The sequence below is a fragment of the Bacteroides sp. 43_46 genome, from assembly GCF_001915455.1.
GTDB classification, from domain to species: domain Bacteria; phylum Bacteroidota; class Bacteroidia; order Bacteroidales; family Bacteroidaceae; genus Bacteroides; species Bacteroides caccae.
The window spans coordinates 1-13222 of record NZ_MNQN01000129.1 but is presented as its reverse complement, the minus strand read 5'-3'; the positions used below and the strand labels follow the sequence as shown (position 1 = coordinate 13222).

Annotated in this window: 15 protein-coding genes and 1 pseudogene; all 16 read right to left on the bottom strand. The window is 37.9% G+C overall.

Translation table 11 applies throughout. The features are described 5' to 3' along the window. Positions 1–16: 16 nt before the first annotated feature. The 16 genes and pseudogenes from BHV72_RS16110 to BHV72_RS16030 all read right to left on the bottom strand — a co-directional run bounded on the left by BHV72_RS16110 (position 17) and on the right by BHV72_RS16030 (position 13130). Positions 17–1147: a dTDP-glucose 4,6-dehydratase gene (locus tag BHV72_RS16110; protein WP_055171547.1), complete on the bottom strand. Its 1131-nt coding sequence runs from the start codon at positions 1145–1147 to the stop codon at positions 17–19. A 19-nt stretch (positions 1148–1166) separates the two neighbouring features. After that, positions 1167–2041 (bottom strand): annotated as a pseudogene (gene rfbD, locus BHV72_RS16105) (dTDP-4-dehydrorhamnose reductase). Between the two features lies 1 nt (position 2042). Then, on the bottom strand, positions 2043–2624 hold the full coding sequence (gene rfbC, locus BHV72_RS16100; protein WP_122118250.1) for a dTDP-4-dehydrorhamnose 3,5-epimerase: 582 nt from the start codon (positions 2622–2624) through the stop codon (positions 2043–2045). A 123-nt stretch (positions 2625–2747) separates the two neighbouring features. Continuing rightward, the gene (locus BHV72_RS16095) at positions 2748–4094 is read right to left on the bottom strand and encodes a nucleotide sugar dehydrogenase (RefSeq protein ID WP_055171262.1); all 1347 of its coding nucleotides are present in this window, start codon (positions 4092–4094) and stop codon (positions 2748–2750) included. Positions 4095–4134: 40 nt separating this feature from the next. Further along, positions 4135–5196, bottom strand: a complete 1062-nt coding sequence (locus BHV72_RS16090; protein ID WP_005680988.1) for an NAD-dependent epimerase/dehydratase family protein — start codon at positions 5194–5196, stop codon at positions 4135–4137. 26 nt (positions 5197–5222) lie between these two features. Continuing rightward, the gene (locus BHV72_RS16085; protein WP_149921778.1) at positions 5223–5957 is read right to left on the bottom strand and encodes a sugar phosphate nucleotidyltransferase; all 735 of its coding nucleotides are present in this window, start codon (positions 5955–5957) and stop codon (positions 5223–5225) included. A gap of 18 nt (positions 5958–5975) precedes the next feature. After that, on the bottom strand, positions 5976–6260 hold the full coding sequence (locus BHV72_RS16080) for a hypothetical protein (protein ID WP_229093508.1): 285 nt from the start codon (positions 6258–6260) through the stop codon (positions 5976–5978). Positions 6261–6603: 343 nt separating this feature from the next. Beyond that, positions 6604–7017, bottom strand: a complete 414-nt coding sequence (locus BHV72_RS16075) for a GHMP family kinase ATP-binding protein (protein ID WP_240049997.1) — start codon at positions 7015–7017, stop codon at positions 6604–6606. Positions 7018–7299: 282 nt separating this feature from the next. After that, entirely contained in the window at positions 7300–7809 is a 510-nt protein-coding gene (locus BHV72_RS16065) for a nucleotidyltransferase family protein (RefSeq protein ID WP_149921779.1), read from the bottom strand. A 34-nt stretch (positions 7810–7843) separates the two neighbouring features. Continuing rightward, positions 7844–8260 (bottom strand): nucleotidyltransferase family protein, encoded by a 417-nt coding sequence (locus tag BHV72_RS16060; RefSeq protein WP_055256833.1) that lies wholly within the window; start codon positions 8258–8260, stop codon positions 7844–7846. Between the two features lie 16 nt (positions 8261–8276). Beyond that, positions 8277–9113: a glycosyltransferase gene (locus BHV72_RS16055; RefSeq protein ID WP_224241763.1), complete on the bottom strand. Its 837-nt coding sequence runs from the start codon at positions 9111–9113 to the stop codon at positions 8277–8279. A gap of 1 nt (position 9114) precedes the next feature. Further along, positions 9115–10044: a branched-chain amino acid transaminase gene (locus tag BHV72_RS16050; RefSeq protein ID WP_005680981.1), complete on the bottom strand. Its 930-nt coding sequence runs from the start codon at positions 10042–10044 to the stop codon at positions 9115–9117. 23 nt (positions 10045–10067) lie between these two features. Further along, positions 10068–10754 (bottom strand): sugar transferase, encoded by a 687-nt coding sequence (locus BHV72_RS16045; protein WP_055171537.1) that lies wholly within the window; start codon positions 10752–10754, stop codon positions 10068–10070. A 10-nt stretch (positions 10755–10764) separates the two neighbouring features. Beyond that, positions 10765–11976 carry a type III PLP-dependent enzyme domain-containing protein gene (locus BHV72_RS16040; protein WP_055171216.1) on the bottom strand — a complete coding sequence of 404 codons (1212 nt, stop codon included), beginning with the start codon at positions 11974–11976 and terminating at the stop codon, positions 10765–10767. Positions 11977–11978: 2 nt separating this feature from the next. After that, positions 11979–12848: an aldolase/citrate lyase family protein gene (locus BHV72_RS16035; RefSeq protein ID WP_055171198.1), complete on the bottom strand. Its 870-nt coding sequence runs from the start codon at positions 12846–12848 to the stop codon at positions 11979–11981. A gap of 6 nt (positions 12849–12854) precedes the next feature. Next, entirely contained in the window at positions 12855–13130 is a 276-nt protein-coding gene (locus BHV72_RS16030) for an acyltransferase (RefSeq protein ID WP_286856658.1), read from the bottom strand. Between the last annotated feature and the right edge of the window lie 92 nt (positions 13131–13222).

Genomic DNA, 13222 nt, shown 5'->3' with positions numbered 1-13222 from the left:
TGTGCTCGAAAAGCTATCAGTCTTTGTACTGTGATTCATAGTACTTTTCGTACTCTCCACTTGTGATGTTGTCCATCCAAGCTTCGTTTTCCAAATACCACTTAACTGTCTTTTCTATACCTTCCTCGAACTGCAGACTTGGTTCCCATCCTAGCTCTTTCTGAAGCTTAGAAGAGTCGATAGCATATCTCAAATCATGCCCCGCACGATCAGTAACGTAAGTGATCAGGTCTATATCCTCACCTTCCTTGCGACCAAGCAAGCGATCCACAGTCCTAATCACCACCTTGATGATATCGATATTCTTCCACTCATTGAAACCACCGATATTATAAGTATCCGCAATCTTACCCTCATGGAAAATCACATCAATCGCACGCGCATGATCCTCTACATACAACCAGTCGCGCACATTCTCACCCTTACCATACACAGGCAATGGCTTGCGATGACGGATATTATTGATGAACAACGGAATCAACTTCTCAGGGAATTGATAAGGACCATAATTATTCGAGCAGTTGGTCACAATAGTAGGCAAGCCATAAGTATCGTGGAAAGCACGCACAAAGTGATCACTGCTTGCCTTAGAAGCAGAATATGGCGAGTGAGGCATATATTTCAAATCCTCAGTAAAGAACTTCTCACCATAAGCTAAGTGATGCTCACCACTCGAAGCCTTGGTTGTAAATGAAGGCTCAATACCCTCTGGATGCGTCATCTCCAGCGCACCATACACCTCATCGGTAGAAATGTGATAGAATCTTTTGCCCTCATACTTCTCAGGCAAGCTTTCCCAATAAAGTTTGGCAGCTTGCAACAGAGACAGAGTTCCCATCACATTGGTCTTTGCAAATGTGAATGGATCCTTAATACTTCTATCCACATGACTCTCTGCTGCCAAGTGAATGATACCATCCACATGCTCTTCTTGCATCAACTTGTAGAATGCATCGAAATCGCAAATATCCATCTTCACAAACTTGTAATTTGGCTTATCCTCTATGTCCTTTAGATTAGCCAGATTACCAGCATAAGTCAACTTATCCAAATTAATTATATTATACTCGGGATACTTATTTACGAACAAACGAACTACATGGCTTCCAATAAAGCCTGCACCACCTGTAATTACTATATTCTTCATATCGTTTTCTTTACTTTTTTTAAATTGAAATACATTTTTCAAGGCTATCTATCCAATAAGGAAATTTTACATAAAAGGTTTCCTTAATAGTACACTTATCCAATACAGAATAAGCTGGACGGGTAACAGGTGAAGGGTATTCAGAGCTATAGCAAGACTGAATATCGCAATCATTATTGCCAACAATCTTGGCAATCATCTGAGTGAAGTCATACCAAGAGCAAACACCTTCATTCGAAAAATGGAAAACACCAACCTGGGGTTTCTCAATTATAGTGATAATAACATGGGCTAAATCCAATGCGTATGTAGGAGTTCCACACTGATCAAAAACGACCTTCAAAGCAGGCTTAGTTGCAGTGAGGTTGATCATTGTTTTGCAGAAGTTCTTCCCAAACTCAGAATATAACCAAGCTGTGCGGATGATAATATATATGCAACCTGTTGCAATGATTTTTTGCTCGCTATGTAGCTTAGTCTTACCATATACACCTGTAGGAGTACCTTTTTGATCAGGTCCGCATGGAATATTGTACGGCTCCTTACCGAATACATAGTCGGTTGATATTTGAATCAACCATCCATCAACTTCCTTCATTACCTTAGCTAGGTTTTCTGGAGCATCAACATTCAGTTCTCAGCAAGAGCAGCTAGCTTCTCATCGGTTTCGCAAGCATCTACGTTTGTCCATGCTGCACAATTGACAATAGCATTTACGTTATTGTCCTTTACCATCTTTCGAATGGCATCAATATCAGTAATATCAAGATAGGTAGTTTCAAGACCTTCTACCTGATTCACGTCTGTGAAAATATAATTGTCGCTTGTATTCTTAGACACAATGCGCATTTCATTTCCTAATTGGCCGTTAGCACCTGTTACAAGTATATTCATACTATTTAAACTCTGGATATAAATCTATATTAATATCAAAAGGACTATCAAAATCCTTCAGGAAGGCGTGTTTTGTATCTTTCTCTGATAACAATACCTTATCGGCATTAATCTTCCAATCAATGCCAAGACTACCATCTACAATTGAAATGCCACCATCAGCTTCTGGAGCATAGAAGTTATCACACTTATACTGGAAAACTGCAGTTTCAGAAAGTACAGCGAAACCATGAGCAAAACCTCTTGGCACAAAGAATTGACGATGATTCTCTTCTGATAATTCCACAGCTACATGCTGTCCGTATGTAGGAGAACCCTTGCGAATATCAACAGCAACATCAAGTACAGCACCCTTCACACAGCGCACAAGTTTACTCTGAGTGAATGGAGGACGTTGGAAATGCAATCCGCGCATCACACCATAGGAGCTCATGCTCTCATTATCTTGTACAAAATTAATCTTGTGCACCTTTTCCTCAAATTCACGTTGAGAGAAAGACTCGAAGAAATAGCCACGAGCATCTTTAAATACTCTAGGCTCTATGATTACAACGCCATCAATGGCAGTTTTAATTACGTCCATTATTATTGATAAATAGTTCTATTTGTACCGTCAGGCAGTATCGAACTGCAAGCTGATGCTCCACCTATGCTGACGGATATCCTCATTTTTTAATTAAACCCTAAGACATAAAGGTAACAGATATTAATCCTCGTGAAATATATCTCGAGTATAAACTTTTTCTTTTACATCATCAAGCACCTCATCATAGCGATTGGCTATAATGGCATCACTCTGAGCCTTAAACTTATCTAAGTCATTTACTACAAGGCTTCCAAAGAAAGACGTTTCGTTCTCCAAAGTTGGCTCATAGATAATAATATTAGCCCCCTTAGCCTTAACACGCTTCATGATTCCCTGGATGGCACTTTGGCGGAAGTTATCGCTATTGCTCTTCATTGTCAAACGATAAACACCAATGATGACTTCCTTTTCATCAGCCTCATTCCAGTCACTATTTGCAGTATAGTAACCAGCCTTACGCAAAACCTCATCAGCAATGAAGTCTTTACGAGTGCGATTACTCTCAACGATAGCACTCATCATATTTTGAGGTACGTCAGCATAATTAGCCAATAACTGTTTGGTATCCTTTGGTAAGCAATAACCACCATAACCAAATGAAGGATTATTATAATGTGTACCAATACGTGGATCGAGACCTACACCAGAGATGATTGCCTGACTGTCCAAACCCTTCACCTCAGCATAAGTATCCAACTCGTTGAAGTAACTAACGCGAAGTGCTAGATAAGTATTAGCAAACAATTTAACAGCCTCTGCCTCTGTCATACCCATCAACAAGGTATCGATATCCTCCTTTATAGCACCTTCCTGCAGTAGTTGCGCGAAAGTCTTCGCATATTCCTCTGCCACAGAATTACTGATTGCCTCAATAGCAGCATTTTCTTCATCCCACTTCTTATTACGTTCAGATGGCAATACCTTTGGATATCCAACTATAATACGAGAAGGATACAAGTTATCATACAATGCCTTACTTTCACGAAGAAACTCTGGAGAGAATAACAAATTAAACTTCTTTCCCTTCAATGCCGGATCTGTCAAGAATTTGAGCGCATACTTCACATAGAGAGAACGGCAATATCCTACAGGAATTGTTGACTTGATTACCATCACAGCATCAGGATTAACACGCAGAACTAGGTCAATTACATCCTCTATATGGTGTGTGTCGAAAAAGTTCTTCTGGGGGTCATAGTTAGTTGGAGCAGCAATTACTACATAATCAGCGTCCTTGTAGGCTGCGGCACCATCAAGGGTTGCTTTGAGGTCCAGATCTTTCTCTGAAAGATATTTCTCGATATAGTCATCCTGAATTGGAGAAATCTTTTTGTTGAGTTTCTCAACCTTTTCAGGAATAACATCAACAGCAGTCACTTGGTGATGTTGAGAGAGTAATGTTGCGATAGAAAGACCAACATAACCTGTGCCGGCAACGGCGATTTTAATATTTTCGAATGATTTCATGATTAATAATTTGAATTGAAATAGTTGATAACGTTATATATTATTGATAGAATTCTTTATACCAAGTAGCAAATTTACGTAAGCCATCGCGCAGTGGAGTTGAAGGCTTGAAACCATAATCCTTTTCTAGGGGTGTAGTATCAGCGTAGGTTACAGGAACATCACCTGGCTGCATAGGGACAAGTTCTTTATGGGCTTCGAAGTTGTAACCCTCTTGCAAGACTCCTGCACGAACCAGTTCTTCCTGAAGAATAGTCACGAAGTCTAGCAAATTCTCTGGAGCATTATTACCAATATTATATACGGCATAAGGAGGTACAGGTAATCCATCCTCCCCTGTCTTTTTCTCTGGAGCTCCTTTCATTACACGGATTACACCCTCTACTATGTCATCAATGAATGTAAAATCTCGCATACAATTACCATAGTTGAAGATTTTGATTGTTTCTCTATTTACTAGCTTATTGGTAAAACCAAAATATGCCATATCTGGGCGACCAGCAGGTCCATAAACAGTAAAGAAACGCAACCCTGTAGAAGGGATGTTATACAATTTTGAATAGGCATGAGCCATCAACTCATTACTTTTCTTAGTGGCAGCATATAGAGAAACTGGATTATCCACCTTATCATCAGTAGAATATGGCACTTTCTTGTTTGTTCCATATACAGAAGATGAAGAAGCATAAACAAGATGTTCCAATGCCTCCTCATTACGACATGCTTCAAGGATGTTATAGAAACCTATCATATTGCTCTTGATATAAGCATCCGGATTTGTGATAGAATAGCGTACACCAGCCTGTGCGCCCAAATTTACCACTACATTAGGGTGATACTGAGAAAATATGCCATTGATAGTTTGTTTGTCAGAAAGATCACCCTTGATGAAAGTCCAATCACCACCAACCTCAGACAATTGCTCTAGACGGTAGTTCTTGATATTCACATCATAGTAATCATTCATATTGTCGAGACCAATAACCTTTACGCCCTCAACTTCCTTGAGTAATCGTATACACAAGTTGCTTCCAATAAACCCTGCAGCACCTGTTATCAAAATCGATTTATCTTCTAAACTTATCTTTTCCATCTTTACCATTTTGGGGATTAATATATCGTATTAATTTACTTACCGAATTTTTCTACTGCCTCGTAGTAAGTGTCAAGAGATCCTATATCGAAACGACTAGCAGACATTTTCCAGGCATGTATTTCGGTATTATCAACCATATAATGAGCAAGATTACCGGGAGTATCTTTGCCACAAGAATTGGCAACAGAGTAGCGAACGAGTTCAAGATCTTTCTTTAAATATATATAAAATGGAGGTACTGCCCAATGAGACTTTGGGGCTTGTGGCTTTTCTTCCATATTGAGAACATGCATATTATCATCCACTACGATCACACCTGTACGTTGAAGTTTCTCTATAGATGGCTCTTCATGGCACATAATGCAGCTAGTGGCCTTAGATTTTGCAAAGTCTACAAACTCTGAAAAGGAGAAGAACAGCAAATTATCCGCTGCAACAACTAGTATGTCATCATTTATATTAAGCTTATCCAACGCATAGAGTAAATCACATACAGCACCCAATCGAGTATCATTAGTGGAAGTTCCATCATCTATGATAGTAATCTTCTTGCTATAGTTCTGCTCCTTTGTCCAATCTTCAAAGATTGGAGCAAACTTATGATTAGTGATAATTACATGCTCATCAATGTCATCAATTTTATCTATATCGTCAAGAATACGACCGAGAATGGTTGAATTACCAATCTTCAACAAAGGCTTTGGAAAGTTCTTTGTCAACTCCCCCAAACGAGTCGCATATTCGGCTGCAATTACAATGTTTTTCATTGTATAATATTCATTTTTTTAATTTTCAATAAATCTTGCACCATCATCAGGTTTAACCCAATATGTTTTGAAAGTCATTTCGTATTCAGGGAATTGAGCAAGATACTGCCTTGTTACCTCAGCTTCAATACTTTCTTTATATGCTGGATCTACAAGTGCAATAATAGCCCCCTTGAATCCTGCGCCACTAAATCTGCCACCATATACACCAGAAAGTTTATGCATGATGTTATATATAGCAATCAATTCTGGAGAACCACACTCATAATTATGGATACTACTCTCGCATGAATCAAAACTCAATTTACCGAAGAGTTACAGATTACCTGTTTCCCATGCGGTAACACCTTGTCTGACTCTACGATATTCTGAATAAAAATGCTCAGCTCTTCTGGAAAACCGAGCAGGCATAATATCTCTTGTCTTCTCAAAAGATTCTTTTGGAATGTCACGAAGGAATGTCTTGTCGAATGTCTTTAGTGGTTGATCTGCATATGCCAAAATATTCCATGCAGCCGTTTTGCACTCATACACACGGAGATTGTAATCAGAGTTCACGAGACTACGCGTAAGGCCACTAAAAAATATACCAATCTCAAAATCAGGCATAGATAAATTTCTATTGATTATTCGATAATGATTAGAATCACAATCTTAAGAATAGCAGACTATTCTTTTGACCTAAAGCAATACATGCCTGATCCAGTAACCCGTTGTTCAAACCTATATACTCACGTTCCGCTTCAGAAGCAATAAGGACAACCTCAAAGGGCTTTAAACTTATACCATTCGCCTTAGCAAATGCCATTACGTAAGCTATTAGCACAGCTGCGGAAGAACTTATGCCACCAACAGGAAGAGAGCCTTGCAAAACACCGTTGATACCATACTTCAGATTAAATTGCTTTGACAAAGCATATTTAGCGCTGCGCACATAATCACCCCATTGTCCTTGTTTTATCTGTGTTTTGGTCGCTATATCAAATTCGACAAATCCTTCAAAAGAGAGGGATTCTAGATGAACCTGGCTGTTTTCACTTGGAGTGAACCACAAATCCACTCCCTTATTGATCGCAAATCTGTTACTATACCGTGTTGATGGTCAACATGAGCCCCCAAAGGGCAAACACGATAAGGAGAAAAAATATGATATTGATAATTATCCATATGTATTTATTTTAGTGGTATCAATAGCTATACACAATATTTAATTATCTTATTAAACAACTTTTGCTAACCATGAGATAAATCTGCCTCTTATGGATATATAAATAATACCAATAGGAGTCCAAAAGACTTCAATAGGATAATGTTTTGACAACCGTAATGAATGATTAATCCATTAAAAAAATGTAGATATACGACTTTCATAAATAACATGATTCTCTCTAACGTCGTAATGTCCTAAATTACCAGCCTTTAAAATTTCACTAAGTAAAAAGCGGTCTTCTTTCTGATTTGGCTTGCATGGTAAAAATTCTTTGTTAAATCCGAAAGCTTCCATCAGAACCCACATAACTGCAGAGGTAAACTTAAACATTGAAAGCCGTTTTATAATTACAATTATATCAGAGTTTCTATTGTTAATCGATAAGAAATATAAATCTAAGACTTGTCTTAACCCAACTCCCTCAACAAGGAAATACCAATAAATATGATGAAGCACATGGACAACATTGAAAAGATGAGCAGGGACAATCAGATTGTTATTTTTGTTTACAACAAAACTTTTCTTTCCAAATTTTCGGGATAATTTTTGAAGTCTATAATTTCTAATGAGATTACGACTTATCCATGGCCTAAAATGAACTTCAACATCAGTATTTTTGAAAAAATCCACATGTGTATGCATATAGTCAAAATGGTGTAATGTAGAGTTTTTTTATTCATTTAATAGTCTTAATAATATTTCCATCAAACCATACATCAATATCTCCATAATAGGCTCCAATACTTTGTCCCTTTAAAATACAATTATATAAGCCACATTCATTCAGTGTTTTCTGAACTTCTTCACATTGTAAATTTAATATTTTATTACGTTTTACCAAAAGTTCTGTCATACCAAACCATTTTAATATTAATAATTCATTTGGCATTTGACTTTTTGGTATTTTATTTAGGCCAACAAAAGTAATTCCAATAAGCGATTGTTGGGAAGCGATAGTAAACGCGTTATTCCACTGAATGTTATTGGGTGGAAACGATAAATGAGCTCTGTTACCAATTGCTATTTGAATAAGTTCAAAGAACAAAACTACATCCTGCCTATCTCTTTCTCTTTTTTGCTGTTTATTGGGCATGACATCAATCAATAATTTACATTGTAAGTTTCCTTCTTATTTTTCCATTGTATAACATACGAATAATAGAAGAAGGAAGGAGTCTGAGAATATATCTAGCTATTGGAAATAGCGATTTATAAGGAGAAATTCCAAATAGTTTATATATTCCTTTTTCGTGAACTTTAAATTCAAGATTACTATCCTTCCTATTTGATCTACGCTTATAAACAGAATCGTTTCGCCTAAAATTAAGAAGAACTTTATCAATATTTGCCACATTATAACCTGCAGTAAGAATATCAAACCACAGGGCTAAATCTTGAGATGTACGATAATTCTCATCGTAAGAAATACCATCGTCAAACATTGACTTTCGCATCATAACTGCAGGATGTGCAAGTGGATTTGCTTTATATATGAGTTTCTTTGCTCCATCTGTATCTAACGGAAACTTTCGTACGCCTAGATTTTCACAAATATCGCTAAATTCTTGAATATAAGCACCGATTACAGCTACATCTTTATGTGTATCTAAGAATTCAGATTGAACTGCGAATCTGTCTGGTCGTGATACATCATCACTATCCATTCTTGCAATATAATCAGTATCAATAGCTGTAATACCCTTGTTGAGCGACTTTGTTAAACCTATATTAACCTCATTTACGATGAGCGTTATGATATCTCCAAGCTTTGCAATCCATCGGTCAAGAACTTCTGTTAAATCAATGCCGACAGGCCCATCCTGAACAAGTATTATCTTATTGGGCTTGCAAATCTGATCATCCCAAATACTTTGGAGTGAACGCTCCAAGTATTCGGGTTTTTCAGATTTGTATACGGACATTAATACGGATATTTTCTTACTCATACTAATAAATAGGAGTCAACCAATCCATTCTATTTGCCAATTTACCTCTTACACAATCGAGATAAGTCAAGTGCAAGCGCTTTGTAATCTCACCCTGTTCACCTGAATCTACTTCATACCGGTCGATAGTGTAGATAGGGGTAATCTCCATTGCAGACCCACAAAGAAATGCTTCGTCAGCTAAATAGAGTTCTGTACGGTCGATAGTACGTTCCTCAACCTTCAAGCCAAGTTCTTCCTTAGCCAAACAGATAATTGTGTCACGTGTAATTGATTCAAGTACACTATCTGTTAATCGAGGAGTAACTAGTGTATCACCCTTTACCATGAAGAAACAGCTACCAGGACCTTCTGCCACCTTACCAACTTCATTCAAGAAAATACAAGTGTCGTATCCATTGCGTAATGCTTCACGCTGTCCAACACGAGAGTTTATGTAATTGGCACCACACTTAATACGTGGGGAGAGGTTCTCATCACTGATACGTCTCCATGAAGTAACGCAACAATTCAAACCTTTCTTATTGTATTCTGCACTTGTTCTTCCACGTGGGATAGGTGCAACAAACATCTCTACAGGACCTTCTGATCCCCAAGAGCCAAAACCATCAACAAATAAAGTCTGTCGAACGCTTAAGTTCTCATCATATTCATTAGCCTTAACAGTATCTACCAAAGCTTTCTTGAAATCATCTTTGGTATATTTCAGATCAAACTGGATTAATTTAGCAGAACGAATCAAACGATCATAATGGTCGCTCAAACGGAAAGCATAAAGTTGATTGGTTTCTTCATTCCAATAACAAGGGATTCCCTCAAATACATTCAAACCAAACTGTGATGTAGGTGACAGTACATTCACCTTGGCATCGTTAACATCGAGAATCTCGCCCTTAAGCCAGATTCTTCTATGAGCAACATCGTACTTCATATCTAAATATCTTTTAAAAGTTCTTATTCTTCATCAGGAAGGTGAGCAATACGCTTTACTTCATCATCATCCAATTCTGCAGATTCCTCTGCACTCATACCTTCTCGCTGGTCTTCATTGATATTCGCACTTTGGAATACCTTGATAACTGACCACCAAAGAATTTTGATATCAACCCAAACACCTTCACTCTTGAAGAGATCGACATACTGACCATCAAAAGTCACTTTCTCATCCCAAGAGTTCTCGTTACGCCCCTTACATTGAGCCAAACCTGTGATACCACCTTTCACTTGGAAGCGCTTCTTGTACTTCTTATTCAGTGTATCGTAATCACCAAGTTCGTATGTTACACAAGGACGAGGTCCAACTACTGAGATATCCCCCAACAACACGTTGAAGAACTGAGGTATTTCATCAAGACTAGTCTTACGAAGGAATGCTCCCACTTTGGTTACACGTGGGTCATTATCGTAAGAGAACAATCCTGTGCCTTGCTTCTCAGCTCCCACACACATTGAGCGGAACTTCAACATCTGGAATATTCGACCATCCTTTGTTCTACGACCTTGCTTAAAGAAAACAGGTCCTTTGGAATCCGTCTTGATTGCAATTGCTACTATAATCCAAACTGGTGTAAGTAGCAAAATGGCAATCGAACAAGATATAATATCAAAAGCTCTCTTGATAAAGAGATTTAAATTATACATACTGATTGTATTAGAATGCGAATGTATGGAAGATATCATCAAATACTTCACCTTTCTTAATTACTTCTACCTTCTCGCCACAAATATCAAGTACAGGGAAGTTAGGCAGAATGAATGGTGGTTTCATTACGAGTGAATAGCTACCACAGTTGTTAATCACGATAGCATCCTCACGACCGAGTTTACCGTCATAGTTATGATAAAGTACATCACCCTCGATACATGTGAAGCCAACTAAGTCAAGCTCACTATACTCCTGCTGTTCACCACCCATTGCAATGACCTGCATTGGAGGATTCACACCACTCATGCTGATATTCTTCTGACTACCGAGAACAGTTGCGATATACTTGCCACGAACATTCTTTATAGTCTTAACAGTACCAACAAACTTCATACAGTCGCCTACAACAGCTGAACCCGGTTCGATAATTAGCTCTGGCTTTACGCTCTTATCCTTCAAGTATTCTGCAAATACAGTTGCTGCTGCTTCTGCATACTGCTGGTAATTGGGTATCTCACCAGAAAACTGAGCCTTCAATGAATCGTCCATCTTACCAAACAAGCCACCACCAATATCAATACGCTCTGGAATAATACCAAGGCGATCAATCAACTCAACCATACCCTTAGCTCGTGCGGGCCAATATTCTATCTGACGCTTAGCAAAATGGCACTGGAAATTGTAGAAGTGAACATTCGTAGTATCCTGTACATAATCCAATATTTTCTTAAAATCGTCGCTATCTACATCAAAACCGAAACGACTTACAACACCATCGCCAACCTCATAGTTACAACGAATACCAAGATTAATAGTATTGCTTGGATGACGCTTAGCGATACCCTTAATAATATCAAGTTCCTCAATACAGTCAACATTGTCGATACCACCAGCTACAAGAAACTCCTCAAGCTTCTGTGAATTCTTGATAGGTCCATTCCAAATGATGCGATTGTGCTTAACGCCACAACGAAGCGCAATCTCCATCTCCATCTCTGAAACCACCTCTGCGTAGCCGCCCATTTTGTCAACCAACTTGCAAAACTTAGGGGTATAATTAGTCTTATAAGAGTAAGCAATATTAAAATTAGGATAAATACTGCGGAAAGTATCTCTCAACTCGATAAAGTTCTTCTGAAACTGCTCACTGTCCAAAAGATAGAAAGCATCACCATACTCCTCACGGAGATTTGTGATAATTTTTTTGTCTATTTTCATATCTAATATTTATTCTTATTTTTGATTTTATTTACAATCATATTTACTTTCTCTTCAACCTGTTCATGGTTTACTTTGAAATAGTCAACCACTTTTTGAGCTTCTGCTTCGAGTGCTCGAATCTCACCTATTCCAGTATTGAAGATGTTACGAATTTCATTTAGATCGGTAATCTTCTTTGTATCACAGAAACTTCTGCCCACAATCACCTGAGTACTACCAAGACGATAATGTTCCTTCAAGACGAATGAACCTGGTAAATCGCCACCATGAAGACCTGCTATGCCACCAAATCCAAACTTGATGCCCTTACTCTTAATCTTATTAGCTAGTTTCTCTACAATACCATCGGTAAGCAATTGGAATATGAACGTCATCCCCATTGCCAAATGAAGGTCATTAAGACCAATGTGAATCATATCAATACCAGGAAGATTCATAATCTCGTCAAGTAAAATAGCAGCCTCAGGAGTTTCAAGCAGCAAACAAGACTTCGCCTGCTTATTATGTTTTTCATTTGCCTGCTTCACAAAACAAAGGAAATCACCTACCTCCTGAACTGTGTGAAAAAATGGTAGCATAATGATATCAGCACCTGCCTCTACAGCTTTACCTATTTCTTCCTCGGAATCAAAATATCCCACATGGTTTTTATGAATAGGATTGACACGAACCAATACCTGTGACTTACTTACTGCTTCGCGCACATTGCGTATATCTTGTATGGTATGATGATTCTGGACTGTATCCAAACCACCTTGTCTATCATCCTTGCCGATAAATTCCATATCGACAAATATCCAATCAACTCCAGAATCCTCAGCAATTTTCGCGACTTGGGGATTATTGGTTATGTATATTAAATCTAACATAGTACATTACTTTAAAAACGATTTAATAGGCTTTGCCGGTATACCAGCATACAACCATCCTTCTCTATCTAAATTTTTTGTTACTACAGAACCTGCAGCAACTATAATTTTTGGCGCAATAGTAACACCTGGCATTACCATAGAACCTGCACAAAGCCAAACTCCTTCACCAATGTGAACAGGAGCCTGGATATGCTCTCTGTTTTTACAAATACATTTATTGGGATAATCAGATGTATCAAGTCCTGAGGTTAAAATTTTAACTCCATGACTTATTGGCAAACTTTTTTTGTTTGATAATTGATTGATAACCAGTAGTTAGTTTCGCTTAAAAAAGCTAATCTCTACTTATAAGCATACATAGAGGGTTTCAA

Coding starts and splice junctions, on each gene's coding strand:
- BHV72_RS16045 (WP_055171537.1), bottom strand. CDS start 10,754: ATGTATAATTTAAATCTCTTTATCAAGAGAGCTTTTGATATTATATCT.
- BHV72_RS16110 (WP_055171547.1), bottom strand. CDS start 1,147: ATGAAGAATATAGTAATTACAGGTGGTGCAGGCTTTATTGGAAGCCAT.
- BHV72_RS16060 (WP_055256833.1), bottom strand. CDS start 8,260: ATGCCCAATAAACAGCAAAAAAGAGAAAGAGATAGGCAGGATGTAGTT.
- BHV72_RS16035 (WP_055171198.1), bottom strand. CDS start 12,848: ATGTTAGATTTAATATACATAACCAATAATCCCCAAGTCGCGAAAATT.
- BHV72_RS16055 (WP_224241763.1), bottom strand. CDS start 9,113: ATGAGTAAGAAAATATCCGTATTAATGTCCGTATACAAATCTGAAAAA.
- BHV72_RS16085 (WP_149921778.1), bottom strand. CDS start 5,957: ATGAAAAACATTGTAATTGCAGCCGAATATGCGACTCGTTTGGGGGAG.
- BHV72_RS16065 (WP_149921779.1), bottom strand. CDS start 7,809: ATGCATACACATGTGGATTTTTTCAAAAATACTGATGTTGAAGTTCAT.
- BHV72_RS16040 (WP_055171216.1), bottom strand. CDS start 11,976: ATGAAAATAGACAAAAAAATTATCACAAATCTCCGTGAGGAGTATGGT.
- BHV72_RS16090 (WP_005680988.1), bottom strand. CDS start 5,196: ATGGTAAAGATGGAAAAGATAAGTTTAGAAGATAAATCGATTTTGATA.
- rfbC (WP_122118250.1), bottom strand. CDS start 2,624: ATGGACGTAATTAAAACTGCCATTGATGGCGTTGTAATCATAGAGCCT.
- BHV72_RS16050 (WP_005680981.1), bottom strand. CDS start 10,044: ATGAAGTACGATGTTGCTCATAGAAGAATCTGGCTTAAGGGCGAGATT.
- BHV72_RS16095 (WP_055171262.1), bottom strand. CDS start 4,094: ATGAAATCATTCGAAAATATTAAAATCGCCGTTGCCGGCACAGGTTAT.